Origin of the sequence: Luteolibacter flavescens (assembly GCF_025950085.1) — a bacterium.
Classification (GTDB): domain Bacteria; phylum Verrucomicrobiota; class Verrucomicrobiia; order Verrucomicrobiales; family Akkermansiaceae; genus Haloferula; species Haloferula flavescens.
The window spans coordinates 51,437-73,786 of record NZ_JAPDDS010000013.1 but is presented as its reverse complement, the minus strand read 5'-3'; the positions used below and the strand labels follow the sequence as shown (position 1 = coordinate 73,786).

Below are 22,350 nucleotides of genomic sequence, written 5' to 3'. Positions count from 1 at the left end.
GGTGTCAGAGTTTGCGGCGATAGGCATCGCGGTTCACGCGTTGGATGGTCGGGGCGGCAGCCACGGGTTCCGCCACGGTCGTGAGTTCGGCGGCCAATGCGAGGATATTCCGGTGGCGGAAGACCTGCGCGGGGGCGACGGGGAGCCCGATGCGGGTGGCGCGGGTGCTGATCTGGAAGATCAGGATCGAGTCGCCACCCAGCTCGAAGATGTCATCGGTGGTGCCGATTTCCTTCACGCCGAGGACCTGCTTCCAGATCTCCACCAGCTTCTCCTCGGTCTCGTTCTTCGGTGCGACGATCTCGCGTGCGGGTGCCTCCTCGCTTTCTCCGGGTGCAGGCAGGGCCTTGCGGTCCACCTTGCCATTCGGCGTGAGGGGGAAGGCGTCGAGCACCACGAAGGCCGATGGCACCATGTAATTCGGCAGCTTCGTGGCGAGATGCTGGCGGAGATCCGCGCCGAGTGCCGGGGTTGGCTTCTCGTGATGCGGGACGTTCGCCAGTGGAGCAGGTGTCGCCTGGATGGGCCAGAGTGGCATGACCCCGCTGCCAGCGGGCAGGAAGATCACGTCCATGAGCCCGGCGGCACCATTGCCGCGCCAGCGCACGTGGGCGCGGTAGCCGGAGTTCGCGGCCGCGGCGAAAAGGTCCTCGGCTGTCAGCGCCGTATTCGAGGGCACGGGCACTTCCGGGAGCGGGCCGTCTTCCGGCGAATGCTCCAGCGCTCTCAGGAAGCCTAGCGGACCGGCGAGCCGGAGATCCGGGATGCCCGCGATGGCCAATTCGTTCGGGCCCTCGGCGAGCATCGCTTCGAGCTGCTCCAGATTCAGCCGCTCCCACTGCCGCCAGTTGGTCACGACCTGCGTCGCGGGCTTCTCGCCCACATGCAGGATGACGTCGTAGTGGTAGGTCGTCGTTTCATTCGTGAGCTGGCCGCGGCGGAGCTTCACCTCGACATGCGAGAAGCCGTCAAGGTGATCGAACCACGCCGGGTCGAGCGACAGCTCGGTCTCGCGGGAAAGTCGCTGGCCGAGCTTCTCGCGCAGTTGCTTACAGGTGGTACCAGCGGGAGCACGTTCGCGGAGGATTTCCGCGTGGTGGGCAGAGAGCAGTGCATTGCTCTGGATGTCGCCGAGGAAGACGCGGCCGCCGGGTTTCAAGGTCTTCGCGGCACCTTCCAACACGCGGGCGAGATAGGCAGCGTCGGGGAAGTACTGCGCGACGGAATTGATGATGACCGTATCGAAATAGGCGTCCGGAATGTCCGTGAAGTCATCCGCAGGCCGGTGGAAGAGCTTCACCTGCGGGAGCGGGTGATTCTTCTCGAGCGCGTCGATGGCGACCTTCGAAATGTCCGCGGCCCAGTAGCACTCGGACTCCGCGGCGAAGCGCGAGAGGATCTGCCCGGTGCCGCAACCGATCTCGAAGACACGGCTCGGTCCATAGCCGCGGAGGCGTGCGGCGGTCGTCTCGATCCACTCCGCGACCTGGACATCGATATCCGTGATGCCGGCCCAACCGGCGATCACCGAGTCGAGCTTGTCCAGCTTTCCGCTGCCGGATTGGTCGATGGCGGACTTGTAGAGCAGGTCCCACTGGTCCTCCCAGATGGCCGTGCCACTGCCGCCTGCATCCTCGGGGCGGACATAGGCGATGAGGCGGCCGTCGTGCACGTGGGCCACGGCCTGGGCGACGGACGGATGCTGCTCCAGATGGGTCTCGATGTCGCCGAGCTCGATGCGGAAGCCGCGGACCTTCACCTGGTGGTCCATGCGACCGAGGCACTCGATCGTGCCATCCGCGTTCCATCGGGCGAGGTCGCCGGTGCGGTAGAGCTTGCCGGACTGCAGCGGGGTGGAAATGAAGCGGTCGTCGGTGAGGTCCTGCCGTTCATGATAGCCGAGGGCGAGGCCGTCGCCGCCGATGAGCAATTCACCGGCGATGCCGACGGGCTGCGGTTGCAGCGCGGCATTCACGATGAAGACCTGGGTATTGTCGATCGGGCTGCCGATGGTCACCGGGCCCTCGCCTTCGGTTACCTTTGCGGTCGTGGACCAGATGGTGGTCTCGGTGGGTCCATAGACGTTCCAGATTTCGCCACAGAGCGGGGCGAGCCGGTTGACCAGATCGCGCGGCACGGCTTCGCCTCCGACGAGTGCCTTGAAGCCGGGTCTGCCGGTCCACCGGGCTTCCAGGAGGAGCCGCCAAGTCACGGGCGTCGCCTGTAGGACGGTCACGTTGTGACGCGCGATCGTGTCGGCGAGGCGATTGCCATCGATGGTGATGTCGCGGGTGGCGATCACGATCTCCGCTCCGGTGGTGAGCGGCAGGAAGATTTCCAGACCGGCGATGTCAAAAGACAGCGTGGTCACGGCGAGCAAGACGTCATCCGGCGTCAGGCCGGGCTCGCGGCGCATCGAGTTGAGGAAATTCATCACCGCACGGTGCGGCAGGCGGACGCCCTTCGGGCGGCCGGTCGAGCCGGAGGTGAAGATGACATACGCGAGGTCTTCGGGATCTCCCTCGACGGGCGTGAAGCCATTGCCTTCACCGAGGATCTGGTCCACCAGGATGACCTGCGCCTGCGAAGAGGGCAGCTCCTTGTGCAGCGTCGTCTGCGAAAGGATCAGCGGCATGCGCGCGTCCTCCACCATGAAGGCAAGGCGCTCCGCCGGGAAAGCGGGATCCATTGGGACATAGGCCGCACCGCATTTCAGGATGCCGAGCAGCCCCGCCACCATGTCGGGCGAGCGTTCCAGATGGATGCCTACGAGATCGCCGCGTTTCACCCCGGCGGTCTGGAGTCGCGCGGCGATTGCTGTCGCGCGCTGGTCAAGCGCGGCATGGGTGAGCGTGTCGTCTCCGCAGTGGATCGCGATCTTGTCCGGGTAGCGCGAGGCGACCTCGGCGACGAGGTTGGAGAGTGTGGTCGTGCGCGGGTATTCGCGCGCGGTCGCATTCCATTCGACGAGCACGCGCTGGCTTTCCTCCGCATCGAGAATGGGAAGGGATTGCAACTCGGTCCCGCCGTCGTTGATGGCGCTTTCGATCAATTGCTCGAAGCATCCCAGCCAGCGGCGGATGGTGGCCGCGTCGTGGAGGTCGGGATTGTATTCGCACTCCACGATCATGCGCTCGTCGGTTTGGACGAGGTTGAAGAAGAGGTCGAAATTGACGTGACGTTTCGGATTGGTCCAGACGTCGAAGCCGAGGCCGTCGAAGGCGATCTGGTCGCTGCCGGACTTGTCGATGTTGAACATCACGTTCACCAGCGGCAGGCGGCTCGTGTCGCGCGGCAGGCTGAGCTTTTTCAGCAGGCTGCCAAAGGTGCAGTCCTGGTGATCGTAGGCCTCGAGCACCTGTTCCTTCACGTCCGCCGCGAAGTCACGGAACGGGCGATCAGCATCGGCCTGGAGGCGCAGCGGGAGGAAATTCAGGCAGTGGCCGACGAGTTCGTCGCGACCGATGCGCGTCTGTCCCGCTGCGGGCACACCGATGACCAGATCTTCCTGGCCGGTAAGACGGTGGAGCAGGGTGGCAAAGCTGGCGAGCAGGGTGGCGAACAAGGTGCCGCCGAGTTTTGGCGATGCCTTCTTCAGTCTCGCGTAGCGGTCCGCGTCGAGCGTGATGGCCTCCATCGCTCCGGCGAAGGTCTTCACCTGCGGGCGGGGGCGGTCGGTGGGCAGCTCCAGCACGGGCGCGCCACTCTCGTATTTTGCGACCCACCAGGCTTCCGCCCCGGCGTGCTCGTCCTTCGTAGCGATCTCGTGGCGCGCATACTCGGCGAAGGACATCGCCGGAGGCAGCAGCGGCAGGCGGCCTGCCTTGCGGGCATTGTAGCACTGCGCCAGTTCCATCAGGATCATGCCAAAGGACCAGCCATCACAGACGATGTGATGCATGGTGAGGAGCAGCTCGTGGTGATCCGCGGCGAGCCTGCCGATGTGCAGGCGGAACAGCGGCTTGTAGGAGAGATCGAATGGCGTGCGGGCTTCGTCCTCTTTCACCTGCGACCAATGCAGGTCACGCGCATCCGCGGTGAGCGCGGAGAGATCGTGCTCGTGGATCTCCACCTGCCGCGGCGCGGCGTGGAAGACCTGCTGCTGGCCGTCCGGCGTGAAGGTGCTGCGCAGCGCGGGGTGACGGACGATGAGGTCGAGCAGGGCGGTGCGCAGCGCCGGGACATCGAGATCGCCGTCGAAGCGGATCACGTTCGACTCGTTGTAGGCGCAGTTCGCGTCGTCACCCATCATCAGCGAGTGGAAGATCTCGCGCTGCGCCTCGGTCGTCGGCGCGGAGTCATGGCGCGGGAACGAGGTCGGTGCGGGGACGTTCTTCGTGGATGCGGGAAGGAAACCTGCCGCCTGCATCTCTGCCACGGCCTCGGTGAAGCCGCGCACCACGCGGTCGAGATCCTCGTCGGTGTGCGCGGTGGTGAAGTAAAGCGGGCGGCCTTCCCAGATGTGGACGCCTTTCTCGCGGAGGAAGTACCAGAGCAGGCTCGCGTATTTCAGGTCCGCGGCGTAATCGACCACAGCATAGGCGCTGAAATGCGGAATGCGGATCGGCACGCCGATGGCTTCGAAATGCTGGTTCAGCGTGCGGCACAGGCGCTCGACGCGCTCGGTCACATCGATCTGGAGGCGCGGGCCTTCGCCCTTCAGGTGCTCGACCACTCGCCACGCGGCGGCCAGCGCGAGTGGATGCCGGACGAAGGTGCCGGCGAAGAAAGTCACGCCGACCTCAGGGAAGCTGTCGTCGCCATAGCTCCATGAACCACCGTCGAGGGCGTCCATGTATTCGCGCTTTCCAGCGAGCACGCCGATGGGCATGCCACCACCGATGACCTTGCCATACGTGGCGAGATCGGCTTCCACGCCGAAGTACGCTTGCGCGCCGCCGGGATGGCAACGGAAGCCGGTCACCACCTCATCGAAGATCAGTGCGGTGCCGGATGCCTTCGTGATGGCGCGCACCTCGTGAATGAAGTCGCGCGGCTGGAGACCCGGGGCGCGGCTCTGCACCGGCTCCACCATCACGGCGGCCAGCTCGTGCGCGTGCGCCTTGAGGATATCGAGCGAAGAAGGATCCGCGTAGTCGAGCACCAGCATGTTCTCGACCAGCGACTGGGGGATGCCCGGAGCGATCGGCTGGGCCTTGTAAACGCCATCCACCCACGCGCCGCGCACCAGGACCTCCTCGAACATGCCGTGGTAGTCGCCGGTGAAGTAGGCGATGCGGGTGCGGCCGGTGATAGTGCGGGCGAGGCGCATCGCCGCCATCACGGCTTCCGAGCCGGTGTTGCAGAAGGTGGCGCGATCCATGTTCGTCAGCTCGCAGATCGCCTTCGCGAGCTTGCCCGCGATGGGTGACTGCGGGCCGATCTCGATGCCGGTGTGGAGCTGTTTCTCGATGGCCTCCGTCAACCACTCCGGCGAATGGCCGAAGAAGTAGGTGCCGAAGCCCATGGTGATATCGACATACTCGTTGCCATCGAGGTCCCAGATCTTCGCGCCCTTCGAGCGGGACGAGACGATGGGGTAAACCATTTCCTTCCACAGCGACTTGAAGCCGGAGACGGCACGAGGGTCGGCGTAGTGGTCACGATGCTCGGCGGTGTAGGCCTTTGACGCGGACGTCTTGCGGACGTAGCGGGAAATCAGCTCGTCGAGCGACTTCTGCTGGATCTCGGTCAGGCCGCCATTCTCGCCCTTGTCGATGGGTTTGTAGGGACCGAAGCGTGTGTTCGTGGACGTGTTGCGCGTGTGATTCGCGGGCCACGTGACCGGCTCAAGCCCGGTGGTGGTGGCGGGTGCCGCGGCGGCTGTGGGTGTCGGGTTCTGCCGGTCTGCCAGCAGCGCCTGCATGAGCTGGATCTGGTACGCCATCAGTTGCTCGATGGTCGAGCCTCCCGCGGTTTGTTGCGGGATGAGTGCTGGCGGGGCAACTACGGCAGGCATCGTAGGTGCAGCCGCGGCGGGCATCTCCGCATCGAGGTGCGAGGCGATCGCCGCCACCGAAGAAAGCTCACCGAGCATCTGGCGGAAGGTGATCTTCACGCCGAAGCGCGATTGGATCGCCTGGCTGGCCTGGGTGAGGAAGAGGGAGTCGAAGCCGAGCTCGGTGAAGGTCGCGGCATCGTCATCCACGGAGATGCCGGAAAGTTCGAGGACGATGGCTCGCAGCCTTGCTGCAAGGTCGGGGATGCGGGACATGGCAGGGTGGGGGGGGGCGATGGGCGTTGCCGTGGGAGGCTCGCTCACCATGGGTGAAGTGAGGGAAAGGCCGGCATCCACCCGGGATGCCGCAGGATCGGGAATCGTGGCAGCCTTCGAATTGTCGATCCAGTAGCTCTGGCGCTCGAAGGGATAGGTCGGAAGGTGAACGCGTGCTCGCTCCTGGCCTGCGAAGAAGGCCTGCCAATCCAGCGTGGCACCGGCTTTCCAAAGCTCGCCCGCCGCATTGAGCAGGTCGGTGAGGTCGTCCGAAGATGAAGGCAGCGTGGAGATGACCGTGCTGTCACCGCGACCCGGATGCTGTCTTGCGAAGGGGCCGAGCGCTTGGCCGGGGCCGACTTCCAGCAGGATCAGGTCGCCCGTCGCACAGGCGGTGGCGAGGGCATCGGTGAAGCGGACCTCGTGGCGGAGTTGGCGCGCCCAGTAGCCGGGGTCCGCCAGCGTGGTCGCGTCCATCTCGCGGCCGGTGCTGGTGGAGATCCACGGGATGGAAGGCGGGCGGGCGGCGACCTTTGCCGCCTCGGCGGTGAAGGGTGCGACAATGGGCTCCATCATCGCCGAATGAAACGCGTGCGAGGTATTCAGCGCGCGGCAGGCGATCTTCTGCGCATCCAGCTCGCGCTGATACGCGGCGATGGCCTCGTGCGGGCCGGAGACGGTGCAAAGCTTGGGGCTGTTGATCGCCGCGAGGCTGATGCCATCGGGCAGCTTCAGTTCATCCGCTCGCTGGCGCACGGCGAGCATGGCTCCCGAGGGGAGACCCTGCATCAGCTTCGCGCGCACGGCGAGCAGGCCGAGCGCTTCCGAAAGAGTGAAGGTGCCAGCGAGCACGGCGGCGACGTATTCGCCGATGCTGTGGCCGATCAGCAGCCCGGGCTGGATGCCCCACGAGACCCACAGCTTGGCCAGCGCGTACTCCGTGACGAAGATGCACGGCTGCGTCAGCCAGGTCTGGTGGATGCGCTGCTCTGCCTCGGCGCGGTCGCTTCCATCCGGGTAAAGCGTGGCGCGGACATCGACGCCGAGGTGCGAGTAGAGAAGCGCGGCGCAGTCATCGACCGCTTCGCGGAAGGCAGGCTCGCCCTGGTAGAGTTCGCGTCCCATGCCGGGATACTGCGAGCCTTGGCCGGGGAAGAGGAATGCCATCCGCGGTGACTTGTTAGATGCGGACGACTTCGCCGGTTCACGGAGTTTAGCGATGGCTCCGGCGGCATCTTCGGCCACGACATGGCGGCGGAAGGCGAAGGCCTTCCGACCCGCGGCGAGGGTGAAGGAGGTGTCAGCCAGCGAAGCCGAGCTTTCCCCTTCCAGATGCTTCGCGAGATTCGCGGCCATCGCATCAAGGGCGCTTGCGGTCTTGGCGGAAAGCACGAGCAACTGCTGCTTCCGGCCGATGCCGGATGGCGCGGATGGAGGCGCTTCCTCCATCACGACGTGGGCATTCGTGCCGCCGACGCCGAAGGCGCTCACGCCCGCGATGCGCGGCTTGTCAGCACGGGGCCAGTCCGTCGTTTCGGATGCCGGGCGCAGCGGGCTGTTGGAAAAATCGATCCGCGGGTTTGGCGCGGTGAAGTGTAGCAATGCCGGGATCTTGCCGTGGCGGAATTGCTGGATCGTCTTGATCAGGCCGGTGACGCCGGCTGCCACGTCGAGGTGACCGATGTGGGTCTTGCCGGTGCCGAGCGTGCAGTAGCCGCTTTCCTCCGCACCGCCTTCGCGGAAGGCCTTCGTGAGTGCCGCCACTTCGATTGGGTCGCCGAGCGGGGTGCCGGTGCCGTGTGCCTCGACATAGGAAACGTCCGCCGGATGCACGCCCGCGGTGGCCTGCGCCATGGCGATGACGTCGGCCTGCGCATTCAGACCGGGGGCGGCGAAGCCGATCTTGTCCGAGCCGTCGTTGTTGACCGCCCATCCCTTGATGACGGCGAGGATGGGATCGCGGTCGGCGATGGCTTCGCTCAGGCGTTTCAGCAGCACCACGCCGCAGCCGTGGCCGAAGACGGTGCCATTCGCCTTTTCGTCGAAGGCGCGCACGGTGCCGTCGCCGGAAACCATGCCCTCCTCGGTGTAGAGATAGTCGCGCTGCTGGGGAAAGCTGATCGAGACCCCGCCGGCGAGCGCCATGTCGCACTGGTAGGTGAGCAGGGAGGTGGCCGCCTGGCAGATCGCCACCAGCGACGTCGAGCACGCCGTCTGGATGGTCATGCTCGGGCCGCGCAGGTTCAGCTTGTAGGAGACGCGGACGGGCAGGAAGTCCTTGTCGTTGCCGAGCATGGTCTGGTACTCGGCCACCTGGTAGTTCTTCGCGAGCTCCGCGGCCTTGCCGAGGTTGTGGAGCAGGTAGGTATTCAGGCTCAGGCCGGCATAGACGCCGATCATGCCGGGATACGCGCCGGGATCGTATCCGGCGTGCTCGATCGCTTCCCAAGCGCACTCGAGGAAGACCCGGTGCTGCGGGTCCATCAGCTCGGCCTCCTTCGGATAGACGCCGAAGAACGACGCGTCGAAAAGATCCGGGCGCTCCAGGATGCTGCGCGCGCCGACGTACTTCGAGCCATCGCTGCCCTCGCGCGAATCGAAGCGAGTGATGCAGTCCTTGCCTGCGATCAGGTTCGCCCAGAATTCATCCGGCGAGTCGGCACCGGGGAACCGGCCGGCCATGCCGATCACGGCGATTGCTTCTTGGGGGGGAAGTTCTTCGTTCATCTGGGGCGACGGAAATTTGCGAGTCCCGCCCGCTGCAGGCGGGCCCGGTCCTGGGCGGCGGATGCCGCGGTGGCCGCCTGAGGGGAGAGGAAGGTGGCGAGCGTCCTGGCGCTCGGGCAGGCGAAGAGATCGGTGATCGCGAGGTCGCGGCCGGTCATTTCACGGAGCTTCACGTGGATCACCGCCAGATGGATCGAGGTGCCGCCGAGGTCGAAGAAGTTCGCCTCGGGATCGGCGACGGGACGTCCGAGAACGTCGGACCAGAGGGCAAGGATGCGGCCTGTCAAACTGCCGTCCTGGAAAGAAGCTGCTTTCGGGGTCTCCGGGGCATTCGCGAGGGCCAGCCGGTCCACCTTGCCATTTGGCGTCAGCGGGAAGCTCTCCGCGTGGTGGAATTCACCGGGCACCATGTATCCGGGCAACAGGGTGGCCAGATGCTCCTTCAGCGAGGCGGCGGATGCGCTGCCCTTGAGGTGGGCGATCAGGCGGCCGTCCTTTGCGATCACCACGGCTTCGCGCACGTCGGGGTGTTGTTCGAGGGCGAGCTCGATTTCCCCGAGCTCGATGCGGAAGCCATTCACCTTTACCTGATGGTCGGCGCGGCCTCGGAATTCCAAAGTTCCGCAGGGCAATCGTCGGGCAAGGTCGCCGGTGCGGTAGATCCCGCCCGCGAGCGCGAAGCTGCTGGCGGTGCGCGTCGGGTCATTCAGGTAGCCACCGCCGAGTCCGGCCCCGGCGATGCACAGCTCGCCAAGCTCGCCGTCGGGAATGACGGCCAGATCCTCGTCGCGGATGGTCACCGTGACATTCGGGATTTCCCGGCCGAGGGGGACAAAGGGGAAGTCATCCAGATTTCCCCGGTGCAGGCGATGGTAGGCGCAGATGTCCGTGCACTCGGTGGGGCCGTAGGAATTCACCACCTCGGCTCGGCAGGCCGGGTGCTCCAGCCAGGCGCGCAGCCGCGGGATGGAGATCGGCTCCCCGCCGAGGACGGCGAAGCGCAGCGAGGAAAGCGCGGCGTAACCGTCTGCCGCCGCCGCATCCACCAGCGGGTAAAAGGCGCTGGGAGTGCAATTCACCAGCGTCACGCGGTGATCCCGGATCAGCGCGGAAATACGAGAGATATCGTACGTGCCGCAGTCGTCGAGGACGAGGCGGCCGCCGGTGAGCAGGGGAGTGAAGAAATTCTTCTGCGTGAGGTCGAAGCTCGGCGAGCTGATCACCAGCGTGCAGTCGTCCGGCCCGAGCGTGAGTTCCGAGCCATACCAGCCGAGGAGGTTCGCGAAGCCCTTGCGGAAGACCGAGGCGGCCTTCGGTTGCCCGGTCGAGCCCGAGGTGAAGATCGCATACAGCGGATCGTCCGGTGTCGCGTAGGGAGTGCTGTGCGCGTTCCCTCCGTAGGCCTGGACGTCGATGACCGTCTTCGCACCCGCTGCCGAGAAGACCGGGGCCAGATCCCCGCGGCTCAGGACGAGGTCCAGCCCGGCAGTTGAGATCATGTGTGAAAGCCGCGCGGCAGGATAGGCGGGATCCAGCGGCACATAGGCGGCCCCGGATTCCACCACGGCCAGCAGGGCGACCATCAGGTCAATGGACCGGTCGAGGCCGATCCCCACGAATACCCCGGGGCGTGCCCCGAGTGCCTGCAGGCGACCGGCAAGGCGGCTCGCGCGTGCCTGAAGCTCGCCATACGTCAGCGAGCGGGTTCCGGCGGTGACCGCGATCCTGTCAGGAAAACGGGAAGCGTGGGCGTGGAACGGGGAAATCAGCGAATCGACGGAAAGAGCTTCCGGCATGAGGGGGGGCGCAGTCATGCAAGCGGGCGGGCGACAGTGAATGTGGACAACGGCTCGACTATTTTAAAAATAAGGCAAGGTCAATAATCGGGCTGGGTGTTGGCCGGGGGGATGGGGGTGAGTGGCGCTCGGGGTGAGCTTTGGAAGACAGTTTTCTTTAACTCATGCGCCTCCCGATCTCTATCAGGAAGTTGTAAATTCAGCATTACGCGAAGGCGTAAGGTTTGGAAATTTGAAATTTCTTGCCGTTTTTGTTGGAATTTTTTAAAGTTCGCGCGCTGATTTTCCCCCATGTCCCACCGAGTGCCACGAGCCCCCCGAGTGGTGCCGATGACGATCGCCGCGCTGGCGGCGGGCGTCTTGGCCCCTTCGTCGGCCGAGGAACTCACCTCCGCGGCCCCCGGCCGGCTGGATGGTGAGGTGGACAGCCGTATTGTCCCCCGGAATGCACCGCGCCTCGACGGACTGGCGGGCAAGGAGCGCTCGGAGGAACTCGAAATGGGCATCGCGATCTCCGCGGCCTACGACGACAACATCTTCCTGAGCCCCAACGCGCAATCGGACTTCGTCGTGAAGGTCTCGCCCGCCATCGCGTGGCGGAAGGGCGACCCGAAGGAGGGCGAGGGCGGCTACATCCGCGCGGCCTACAAGCCCACGGGGGTGAAGTATTCGGATTTTAGCGACAATGATCGCGTCGATCAGGTCGCGTCTTGGGAAGTCGGCTGGCGTGGCCAGGCGATCAAGCTCGCCTACTCGGGGGAAGCCCGGTCGTTGGGGGATGCCACCGCCGATACCGGCACGCTGACGGATCGCACGGAATTCGCGAGTGAGGCCCGTGTGACATGGTCGGTACGGGAGCGGGTGGCGGTGGAAGTCGCAGCGGGCTACGAGTCCACGACTTACGACGACTCGCGCTTCGCCGACTCCAGCAATGCCTACGGCGGCATCGCGCTGCGCTACGCCTACTCGCCGAAGACGACCTTGAGCGCGGCCTACAAGTTCGGGCGCTTCGAGGTGGATGGTGCGGGGCCGCAGGATGTCCACCGGACCACGGCCCGCATCGAGTGGAAGCCCCGCGAGAAGATCGCCGTCGATATCGAGGTCGGCGCCGAGCACCGGATTTTTGACAGCGGCTCGGACACCACGCCGGTGGTCGAGGCCCGCGTCGGCTGGACTCCCAAGGAAGGCACCGAGATCTATCTGGATGCCTACCGCCGCGAGCGCGCATCTGCCTATCTGGCTGGCCAGAATTACACCCAGGGTGGTGTGGCGCTCGGCATCACCCAGCGCCTCGGCGAGAAGTGGAGCGCGAAGCTTGAGGGTGGCGTGGAGAGTGCTGAATACAGCCGCGTTTCCGGCGCTGGAATCGCCGGTCGCGAGGACAAGATCCACTTCATCCGCCCGGCCGTGGAGTACCGCTTCACGGACGATTTCAGCATGGGCCTCTTCTACCGCTACTCGGAGAACCGCTCCAACAGCCGCGCCTTTGGCTACGAAAACCATGGCGCGGGCATCGAAATGGGCTACCGATTCTAACAGATCCCCCCCTGACATGAACGTGAAATTCCTGCTCCTGCTGTGCGCCATCATCGGCTTGCTGGCGGCATTCAGCTCAGGCCAGACCGCCGAGGGTGGCCGCGCCTCCGGCATCATCGGCCAGCGCGATACCGTGGAAATCCGGGTCTTCCGCGAGGACGACCTGACCACCACCGGCCAGCTTTCCACCAGCGGCACCATCACCATGCCGCTGATCGGCTCGGTGAAGCTCGCCGGACTCAGTACCGAGTCCGCCGCGAAGGCGATCGAGGCGAAGCTCAAGGACGGCTACCTCGTGAAGCCCGAGGTGACCGTGACCATCGAGGGCCGTATCCGCCGCACCATCACCGTGCTCGGCCAGGTGCAGAATTCCGGGGTCTTCGAGCTGCCGGCCAATCGCTCCCTCACCGTGGTGGAAGCCATCGGCATGGCAGGTGGTTCCACCCGCATCGCGAATACCAAGAAGATCACGCTCAAGCGCTCCGGCGGGAAGGTCCAGACGATCAATCTGAAGGACATCACTTCTGGCAAGGTGGCCGATGTCCCGCTCAAGGACGGCGACGTGCTGAGCATTCCCGAAAGTCTTTTCTAAGGTCCGCCGATGCCATCGCCACGCAAAACGGAATCCCTCGTGCCCGCAGCTCCCCGCAGTACGGAGCTGGCGATCGCCGAGCCGACCCTTTATCTGCCGAAGGTGGAGCCCGGACGCCTCTTTGGCATCCTGCTGCGCCGGGGCTGGCTCGTCATTCTGGGCATGGCGCTCGCCGTCGGTGCGATGGCCTACTATGTGAAGAAGGCTCCGAAGATCTACGTCTCCACCGGCTCGGTGGAGGTGAGCAGCCACGCCCCGCGGGTGCTGAATATCGACGGCCTGTCACCGGAGGATTCCAAGGATCTCGAACAGCTCCGCACCATCGAGCGGAACATGGCTTCCTCCGCCCTGCTGATGCGTGTGGCGAAATCCCACGACCTCTTCACGGCGAAGGATTTCGCCCCGCCGGGAACGAGCGAGCAGGGCGTCGTTGCGCTGCTCGCCAGCCGTACCCGCGTGGAACTCGACCGCGGCACCCGCGTGGTTGTGATCAGCGTGGAGGACACGGATCCCGAGCGCGCCAAGAGCATCGTGGAGTCGCTGGTGTCCGAATACGATCTCTGGATCAAGGACCGCCGCGAGGACCTCGCCCGGCGCGCCGTGGAGGGACTGGCAAAGGAAGAGGAGAAGCTCCGCCAGTCGATGGATGCCGCGAATGCCCGCCTGCAGGAATTCCGCGAAACCCACCCCGTCCCCGGACTTGAGGGCCGCGAGGGCTCCGGCCCCGTGACCGATCAACTCGGCGCGCTCAATACGCAGCTCACCCAGGCGAAGTCGGAGCGGCTGCGCCTGGAGGCGGAGTACGAGTCCTTCAAGAAATTCGACCCCGAGGACCCGGACTCGCTCGGTGGCATCGCCACCACGGCCCGCTCGGAGGAGGTGCTTTCCCTCTCCCGCTCGCTTCAGGCAAAGGAACTGGAATTCGCGAAGATCAAGGAGCGCTATCTCTTCAAGCACCCCGTCTTCAAGGAGGCGGACCGTGAGGTCACCAGCCTCAAGGAAGATCTCATCGGCGCGGTGCGTTCCGCGGGCAAGGCGCTGGAGCGCAGCTACCATGTCGCTCTGGAAAACGAGGCCAAGCTGCAGGGCGAGGTCGAGGGCGCGCGCACCGTGGCCATCGGCGTGGAGGGAGTCCGCTCGAACTTCGACGCCCTGAAGCGCGAGGCCGATGCGGCGCGCGAGCTGCACGCCACCGTGGACCTTCGCCTTCGCGAGACGGCCCTCACCAGCGCGGTCGCCGCCTCCGCCATCACGTGGGCCGAGCCTCCGTTCGTGCCCGAGAAGGCGACGAAGCCCGCGAAGAAGATCCTTTTCCCGCTGGCGGCGTTCGTTGGAATGATGGGCGGCTTCACGCTGCTCGTGGGCTCGGAGCTCCGCGACGGCCGCGTCCGTGACTCCGCCAGTGCCGCGCGTGCCACCGGTGCCCCGCTGCTCGCCAGCCTGCCGCCGCTCGAGGCTGGCAGGGAAGGGGACATGGTGCTGCTGTCCGATCCCGCCTCGCCCACCGCCGAGGCATTCCGCCGCCTGCGGGCCATCCTGCTGCCGCCGCAGGCGAAGCCCGATGCGCGCACCATCCTTTTCGCCAGTGCGGTGCCGGGCGAGGGTCGCTCGCTTTGCGCGATGAATTACGCCGCGTCGCTCGCCATGCAAGGCCAGCGGACGCTCCTGCTGGATGGCGACATGCGCCGGCCCGGCCTCAGCCGGGAGCACGTGAAGGCGGAGTTCGGCGGGCTCGGCGACTACCTCTCCGGCAAGTCCGACCCGGCGAAGGCCTGCTTCCCCACCGCGCTGCCAAATCTCTACCTGATGTCCTCCGGCCCGATGCGCGACGATGCCGCCGAGCTACTCTCCGGCACGCGTTTCCCGGCCCTGCTGGAAGATGCCTACCGGTGGTTCGACGCCGTCGTCATCGACAGCCCGCCGGTGCTCGCGGTGAGCGATGCGCTCGCGATTTCCCGTTACGCCGACCGCGTTTGCCTCGTGGTGCGCCAGAACGCCAGCGAGCGGAAGAACCTCCGCAAGGCCGCTGAGATGATCCGCGCGACCGGTGGCAATTTGATGGGTTTCGTCTGGAACGAGTTGCCGGTCAGGTCGAAAGGCCACTCGGCACCCGAGCCTGTCGTCCCCTTCAGCCACCCGGCCCTCGCTGGTCCCGCGGCAGAAGCTAAGACCGGTGAAGGGTCGGCTTCTCCTGAAAGTTCATCCCCCGTGATTTCCTGATTTCCTAGCTTGCGTCCGAAAATTCCCTAGTTAGAGTTCCGCCGTCACCGGTCCCCCCGACCGTGATTGACCTCCCCCGGTCAAACACACCCACATCCCCCCGTCCCATGAACTGTGCTCCCCCGGCACCGATTGTGGAAGAATCGTCCCCCATCGATTCGACCTCGCTGCCACCCCTCGATCAGTCCCGCTCGTATTCGCTGCGCCATCGCCACCGTCCTTGGGTGGCCCACCAGAAGTTGATTGCGATCAGCTTCCTGGGAGATGCCGCCGTGGTCTTCATTTCGATGCTCATCGCCTATTTGGTGCGCTTCGAGTCCCAGCTCCAATACGTCGGAGTGGATGATCCGGAGATCAGCCTGAGCGCTTACGCTGGCCACGTCCTCATTGGCGGTGGACTGATGCTTGCTCTGCTGGCGAATTTCCGCGTCCACGATCCGCGCAACTACCTCGCGATCCGCCGCACCTTTACGGTGATCGTAAAAACCTGCGCCATCTGGCTCGTCGCTTTCCTCGGCATCGCCCTGATCCTCAAGCTGGATCCCGCGATCAGCCGTGCCTACTGCGTGCTCGGCAGCGTGACCGCCATCGCACTCCTCTGCGGCTGGCGCTGGTTCCTCTTCTGCGTGCTGCGCCGCGAGTCCTTCGCTCAAGCGCTTCGGCAGAAGGCGGTCTTCGTGGGCTGGAATGCTGAGTGCAGCCGTGCGATCGGCCGCTTCAGCGAAGGCCGCTCGCAGCAGATCGACGTGCATGGCGTAATCCTGCCGCCGAATGGCAAGCTGGAGTCCGCTCCGCCGTCCGATGCCCCGGTGCTCGGCTCCTACGATGACTTCCGCGACATCGTCCGGAATTCCGGTGCCGACCTCATCATGGCTGTCGACGGCTGCATGGATCGCCACGAAATGCTCCTGCTGGCCGAGACCTGCGGGAAGGAATTCGTGGACTTCAAGCTGGTGCCGAGCTGCTTCCAGATCCTTGTCTCCGGCCTGCAGCTCGAGAATTTCCAAGGCATGCCGGTCCTCGGCATCGGCAAGCTGCCGCTTCACCACGCCTTCAACAACGCCATGAAGCGCGGCATCGACATCATCGGTGCAATCTTCGGCCTGGTCCTTTTCGCCCCGGTCATCGCAGCCTTTTGCGCCATGGTGCGCATGGAGTCGCGCGGCCCGGTCTTCTACCGCCAGCGTCGCATTGGCCTGAATGGCCGTCCCTTCGACATCATCAAGATCCGCTCGATGAAGGTGGATGCCGAGTCGAACGGTCGCCCGGGCTGGACCGTGAAGGACGACCCGCGCCGCCTGAAGGTGGGGGCCTTCATGCGCGAGTGGAATATCGACGAGCTGCCGCAGTTCTGGAACGTGCTGACCGGCGAGATGAGCCTCGTCGGACCGCGTCCGGAGCGCCCGGAGCTGATCGAGAACTTCAAGGAAGACATCCCCCACTACAACGTGCGCCACAACATCAAGCCCGGCGTGACCGGCTGGGCCCAGGTGAACGGCCTGCGCGGCGATACCTGCCTGCGCGAGCGCGTGAAGTTCGACCTCGACTACATCGAGAACTGGAATGTCTTCCTCGACCTCCAGATCATGATGATGACCTTCTTCAACCGGAAGGGTGCCTGCTGAAGTGACGAGGGCCTGACAAGTCGTGGAACCCGGGACCGATGGTCCCGGGAAGGTGGATCACCTTTGAAATCCCGCGTCTTGGGTCTTGAAGTCTCCCGTCTCTTTTCCGATGGATGCCGCCTTGATGGATGAGTCATCGCATTCCGCGCGCCGTGATCGCTCGATCCGGCTGGCGGTGGTGACCGCCTTCCTCTCGAAAGCCGGGAACGCGCTGCTGCAACTGGTGTCGATCCCCGTTGCCGCGCGCGTGCTCGGAAAGGAAGAGCTGGGCCTCTACTCGGCTGTCGGCGTCACGCTCGGCACCATCTCGCTGCTGCAGGTCGGCATCGGGCCCGCCCTGGCGCATGGCATCTCGAAGGCGAATGCGAACGGGGACGATGCCGAGGTGCGGCGGCTTTCCTCCAGCGCCTTCTACCTCTCCACGGGCCTCGGTCTTCTGGCTGGGCTGATCTTTGCCGCGGTGCTCCTCACGGTTCCATTGCCCGCGATCTTCGGGGAGTCCTTTGCGGGGAAGGAGAGCGTGCTGCGTCCCGCGCTTTGGACCGGCCTCGGGCTCTTCGTGGCGATGTTCGTTTTCAATCTCACCGACCGCACCCGCGAGGGGCTGTTGGAGGCATCGTCCAACAACGTGTGGGGTGCCGCGGGCAACGTGCTCGCCGCCATCGCGGTCGGCGTCGGTGTGCTCTTTGTCCCGCAGGTGTGGTTCCTCGTGCTGGCCGTGCACGGCTCGCTCGTCGTGGCGAAGCTCTGCAATACCATCGCCCTGTGGCGGAAGCACCCGGAAGTCCGGCCCGCTTGGACGCGCTTCCGCCTGCCGGTCGCAAAGCATCTCTTCACCGACGGCCTCGCCTTCTCCGCCGCCACGCTCATCACCGGTGTGGTGGAATACAATCTCTGCGGGTGGCTCGTGGGTCGCCACGGCGGACCCGCCGCGACTGCCCTTTACGGCGTTTTCATCTCGATGACGGTGATGCAGCTCGGCTTCGTGATGATGCTGAGCACTCCGACGTGGCCGGCGGTCGCATCGGCACTCGCCCGCGGCGACGTGACATGGGCGCGGAAGGCGGCGAAGAAGCTCTACCTCTATGGCAGCGGCTTTGCCCTCTGTGCCTTCGCCGGTCTGGTGCTGCTCGGCCCGTGGGTCTTCTCCGTGTGGCTCGGCAAGGAATTCTCCGGCCTGCCGCGCGTCATGTTCGCCGCCTATGGCCTGTATTTCGCTGCCCACGTCTGGCGGCACCTGAATCACGCCATGATGATCGGCACCGGCCAGGTCGGGAAGTTGGCGCGTATCCAATTTGTAGAATCCACGCTCGCGGCGGGGGCCGCGTACGTAGCGCTGGAATGGGGAGGCATCGCTCCGATGCTCGCAGCGGTCGCACTGTCGATCCTCGCGATCACCGGGTGGATCCTCCCGAGGGAAGTGGCCGGCCGTCTGCGGACGGTTGGCTGAAAGCGGCAGTTAGACAGGGGAGGGGATAGTAGAGGGACAGGAAGTCATCCGCTTGGCTTCCTGTCCCCAAGGGGATCGGATCGGCCGGGGCCTGTCAGCCCAGCATGCCCTTGAACTTGTCCAGCAGCCCGCCGCCGATGGCGGAAAGGTCGGGCGTCTGGCCCGCCATCAGCGAATCGACTGCACCATCATACTCCGGCGGCAGCTTCGATTTCACGAATTCGGCGACCGTCTTGAGGGTGCCTTCAATTTGTTCCTCGCTCAATCCGAGCGCGGCCAGCCGTTGCTTGAGTTCATTCATGGCGACTTGATGGTATCAGCATCCCTCTACACGGCGAGACGATGGTTCGCGAGTTCAATCATCGGTTGCGCGGGATCAAGGATTCGCTTCTTCAATCGATGGGAACTCAGGACTGAGACTCGGGACCCTGCTTGCTGAGTCCCTTTGAATGACAAGCTTGTAACCCACATGGCTCGGGAGGAATCCGAGGCTCTCGTAAAAGCGGTGAGCATCGTGACGGCTTTTGTCAGTGGTGAGTTGGAGAATCTGACAACCTGAAGCCGCACATTCGCCAATCGCCCACTCGAACATCATTCTCCCTAGCCCATGGCCTCGCAATTGAGACGCTATCCTGACCGCTTCGATTTGAGCCCGCCAAGTGCCGACGAGCGTGAGGCTTGGAATGAATGTAAGCTGTAGTGTTCCGACCACCTCGGCTCCACTCTCGGCAACGATCAGCCGCTGGTTTGAGTCAGCCTCGATCGCGTGAAAGGCCGCGATGTAGCGAGGATCTATTTCATGGGAGATCACCTCGCGCTGCCGGCCGAGTTCGTCATCAGCGAGAAGGGCAATGATCGCCTCAAGATCGGAGAGGACCGCAGTTCGGAATGTCACATTCATCGGAGAAATGATCACCGAGGAAATGATCGGCTTCAGGGGCGCTTGTCGAGGATCTGGTCACGGAGACGGGGTATCGGCGGAGTTGGAGCGACTCCCGGTGGATTTTGCACGAGTCCCCGTCAGCTTTTTCCGTTGAGCTTGCTGGTTTGTAGGGGTGTTCGGTTCACGCGTCTGCGTTCGGATAAAAACGAGGATGTGGATGCTTGGTGGCGGTAACTGAGTTGCGATGTGAGATGAGGAAAAAGTTCTGGATTTGCCATCAGGTGATCCTTTTGCTTCGCGCAACCCTCTGGACCATGATGTTTCGCTCAGATTTCAGATACGCGCTGCCGTGTCTCGTCGCATTCACCGCGATGGCACCGGCCAATCCAATCGATGTCGGCCAAGTAATGGGCTTTACCCCGGGGATACGAGGTGCCGTGGAACTCGTCTTCCAGTCGGAGGTCGGGAAGTATTATCAGGTCCAGATCAGCTCCGATTTGGCGACTTGGGACAACGAGGGTTACTCGGTGAAAGGCACCGGTGGTCAGATATCGGTTCTGGCCCGGACCCGCGGTTTGCCGAATGCCTACTATCGACTGCGTGATGACGGTGATGTCGGCAATGTTGCCCCTGTAGGCCCTCCGGGACCGGCGGGCAGCGATGCAACCGTGACGGCCTCGAATCTGTTGTCGGCGCTTCAGGCATTGAATGCAGTTCAGGCGGGTCAGGTCCGCGACGCGATTCGCGCGGCCGATGTCTTGGATCCAGCAAGCGGTGCCCGGTTGCTGAATACTCCTCACGCTCTGGCGAAATCCATCACCGGAGCTCCGCTTCGCATTGCGACCATTGGTGATTCCATGACGACGGGGATCAACCTCGGGCCCTTGATGGCGAAACGGGGGTTCATCGGCCTCACCGTCGAGGCTAGCCTCGCGACCGGAACGGTCACGGACGTCAGAAACGACTTCCAGTCATGGGTAAATGGAGAATACCAGCGGTTCGCGCCAGGGAGTTCCGGGGAATTCGTGCCCAATGGGCGGCTCGGTCCGGGTGGCTACACCCAGGGAAACAAGGCTGCCATCATTTACATCGCCCGCCCGGGCGCAGGAACTTTCAGGCTCCAATCGAAGACTTCCACAGGTACGATCTCGGTCCTCGACGGGATGATCGATGCGAGCAAGGACGGCAGTGGCAACCCCGTTTCAGTGCCGACCGGCGTCGTGAAAGAGTATGATCTCGCAACCTCGAATTATCCGTCGTTCCGCTTGATGGTGGACGGTGTCGTGGGGGGGGATGTGGATGTCATCTGTGGTGCCGTTTTTCCCACCATCGGAGGTGGGGTCACGGAGATCCGAACGTTGTTTGCTTCGCGGGGAGGCCTGGAAATCACCGACTCCCTGAAAACCCGGCCCGAGATTCTTGCTCCCATCTGGCGCTGGCTTGCTCCGGACTTGGTCTTTTCCTTGTGGGCCGACGAGGGGCCGAACTGGCAGAGTGGCGGCAATTGGAGAACTTACTATGATCGACTGAAGTCTGCGCATGCTGACTGCGACTTCGTGCAGGTGTCACGGAATCCTGCCTCGGGTGAGGACCAGCTTGTCGCCGACCAGGTAACGGCGCAGAGAGAGTGGGCAGCAGAAGCGGGGGAGTGCTTCATCGATACGAATGCCCTCTTTGGGTCAGGCTTCGCTGCCGCCAATGCAATGGGTGTGATGGCTGACGTGGTCCATCTCAATACCGAGGGTGTGATCCGTCGCAACCATCACATCTGGTCAATCCTTCCGCTCGGGGACGTCCATTTGGGAGCTGCCGGTGCTGGCGGGATATTTCAAGCCTCGGCCGAACCGACAGCCACACCCGCGTGGATTTTCGACAACCCGCTCTCCTTGTCGAAGGGGTTGCGAATCCAGGACAGCCCCTTCACCAATCATCTGGATTTCTGGAACATTGAATCGCTTTCCAAGGTGATGACGTTCAAGCGTGAAGGAGCTACTCTCTTCTCGCTTTCCGGTGCACAGGACGGGACTGCGGGCTTTTACCCGGGATTCAATGGCACCTATCTGGGCAATCCGTCGCTGCGCTGGCGTATCTTCGGGACCAGTGCTTCGCAGAGCATCGTCACCAAGACCACGACCTATCAACCGGGACACAATGATTACACGATGCTCGGTGACGCGAGCGGCGGGTCCTTCTCGTTCATGCTCCCGGCCGCAGGCGCCACCGGAGTGCCCGGGCGGATCTATGTTTTCAAGAAGATCGACCCGAGCTCAAACGCGGTGATCATCGACGGTGCTGGAAGCGAGACCATCGACGGCTCGCCGACCATTTCTCTCGGTGGACAGTGGGACCGCGCCCAAATCCAGAGCGATGGCACCGCGTGGTTCCGCATCGACTAGCGCCACCGAGCGCCACCGAGCGCCTCCTTGCCAACGAATTCCTGTCGGGCCTGACAAGGGGATGCTTGGAAACCTCGATGTCACCGCGGTGATGCCGTACTTCCGACGAAGCCATCAGGCGACTGGAGCCCGGTTGCCAAAACCATCGCTCGGGCTTCCTCTGCCCTTTGGACTTTGGGCTAAAAAACAGTGCCGGAAGTGGGACTCGAACCCACACAGATCTCTCCGCCAGAACCTAAATCTGGTGCGTCTACCAATTCCGCCATCCCGGCATGGGGGCTAGCCTAGGGAAGAGCCCTGCGGCGGCAAGCGGCATTCACTTCTTTTCCGCGGCCTTTTCGGGCGCCTTCTCTTGTTTGGCGGGGACAAATTTCAAGGCGACGCCGTTGATGCAGTATCGCTGGTCGGTGGGGGTGTCGAAGCCTTCGCCCTTGAAGACGTGACCGAGGTGGCCGCCGCACTTGGCGCAATTCACCTCGGTGCGGACCATGCCGCCGGAGAAGTCGTCCTTGGTGGTGACGTTCTTGGCCTTCGATGGGTCGTAGAAGGAGGGCCAGCCGCAGTGGCTGTCAAATTTCTCATTCGACGTGAAAAGCTCCGCGCCGCAGCCGGCGCAGTAGTAGGTGCCCGCGCCCTGCTTGTTGAATTCCTTGTAGATCTCGCCGTTCGGGCGTTCGGTGCCGGACTGGCGGAGGATGCGGTACTGCTCGGGAGTCAGGATCTTCTTCCACTCCTCGTCGGTCTTTTCGACCTTAGCGGTCGGCTGTTCCGGGGCTTTGTCAGCGGTTTCCATGGCGGGCTTCTCCTTCTTCGTGTCTTCCGCCGAGCAGGCGCAGAGCGGGATCGCGGCGGCGAGCAGCAGGACGGCTTTCATCGGCATAGATCTACGCGCGCGAGCGGCATGATGCAAG

At 64.2% G+C, this 22,350-nt stretch carries 11 protein-coding genes and 1 tRNA gene; 6 read left to right on the top strand and 6 right to left on the bottom strand.

What is annotated here, in order from left to right; genetic code table 11:
• Positions 1 to 4 precede the first annotated feature (4 nt).
• Together OKA04_RS19550 and OKA04_RS19545 are read right to left on the bottom strand one after the other, a co-directional pair.
• Positions 5 to 8,941 carry a non-ribosomal peptide synthetase/type I polyketide synthase gene (locus OKA04_RS19550; RefSeq protein WP_264502897.1) on the bottom strand — a complete coding sequence of 2,979 codons (8,937 nt, stop codon included), beginning with the start codon at positions 8,939 to 8,941 and terminating at the stop codon, positions 5 to 7.
• A complete protein-coding gene (locus tag OKA04_RS19545) occupies positions 8,938 to 10,755 on the bottom strand; it encodes a non-ribosomal peptide synthetase (RefSeq protein ID WP_264502896.1) in 1,818 nt (605 codons plus the stop codon). The genes OKA04_RS19550 and OKA04_RS19545 overlap by 4 nt, the downstream gene beginning before the upstream one ends.
• Before the next feature lie 285 nt (positions 10,756 to 11,040).
• Between OKA04_RS19545 and OKA04_RS19540 the strand changes: the two genes are divergently transcribed.
• The 5 genes from OKA04_RS19540 (at position 11,041) to OKA04_RS19520 (ending at position 18,160) form a co-directional block, all read left to right on the top strand.
• A complete protein-coding gene (locus OKA04_RS19540; RefSeq protein ID WP_264502895.1) occupies positions 11,041 to 12,273 on the top strand; it encodes an outer membrane beta-barrel protein in 1,233 nt (410 codons plus the stop codon).
• 16 nt (positions 12,274 to 12,289) lie between these two features.
• Positions 12,290 to 12,865 (top strand): polysaccharide biosynthesis/export family protein, encoded by a 576-nt coding sequence (locus OKA04_RS19535; RefSeq protein WP_264502894.1) that lies wholly within the window; start codon positions 12,290 to 12,292, stop codon positions 12,863 to 12,865.
• A 39-nt stretch (positions 12,866 to 12,904) separates the two neighbouring features.
• Entirely contained in the window at positions 12,905 to 15,085 is a 2,181-nt protein-coding gene (locus OKA04_RS19530; protein WP_264502893.1) for a GumC family protein, read from the top strand.
• Between the two features lie 107 nt (positions 15,086 to 15,192).
• Positions 15,193 to 16,710, top strand: a complete 1,518-nt coding sequence (locus OKA04_RS19525; protein ID WP_264502892.1) for a sugar transferase — start codon at positions 15,193 to 15,195, stop codon at positions 16,708 to 16,710.
• Positions 16,711 to 16,819: 109 nt separating this feature from the next.
• Positions 16,820 to 18,160, top strand: a complete 1,341-nt coding sequence (locus OKA04_RS19520; protein ID WP_264502891.1) for a lipopolysaccharide biosynthesis protein — start codon at positions 16,820 to 16,822, stop codon at positions 18,158 to 18,160.
• Between the two features lie 94 nt (positions 18,161 to 18,254).
• Here OKA04_RS19520 and OKA04_RS19515 read toward each other — a convergent pair whose 3' ends face one another.
• Positions 18,255 to 18,461: a hypothetical protein gene (locus OKA04_RS19515; protein ID WP_264502890.1), complete on the bottom strand. Its 207-nt coding sequence runs from the start codon at positions 18,459 to 18,461 to the stop codon at positions 18,255 to 18,257.
• A gap of 75 nt (positions 18,462 to 18,536) precedes the next feature.
• On the bottom strand, positions 18,537 to 19,061 hold the full coding sequence (locus OKA04_RS19510) for a GNAT family N-acetyltransferase (protein WP_264502889.1): 525 nt from the start codon (positions 19,059 to 19,061) through the stop codon (positions 18,537 to 18,539).
• A 233-nt stretch (positions 19,062 to 19,294) separates the two neighbouring features.
• On the opposite strand from OKA04_RS19510, the gene OKA04_RS19505 reads away from it, so the two are divergent.
• A complete protein-coding gene (locus OKA04_RS19505; protein WP_264502888.1) occupies positions 19,295 to 21,439 on the top strand; it encodes a hypothetical protein in 2,145 nt (714 codons plus the stop codon).
• 190 nt (positions 21,440 to 21,629) lie between these two features.
• Here OKA04_RS19505 and OKA04_RS19500 read toward each other — a convergent pair.
• Both OKA04_RS19500 and msrB read right to left on the bottom strand, forming a co-directional pair.
• Positions 21,630 to 21,711, bottom strand: a tRNA-Leu gene (locus tag OKA04_RS19500).
• Between the two features lie 44 nt (positions 21,712 to 21,755).
• On the bottom strand, positions 21,756 to 22,313 hold the full coding sequence (msrB, locus tag OKA04_RS19495) for a peptide-methionine (R)-S-oxide reductase MsrB (protein ID WP_264502887.1): 558 nt from the start codon (positions 22,311 to 22,313) through the stop codon (positions 21,756 to 21,758).
• Positions 22,314 to 22,350 lie beyond the last annotated feature (37 nt).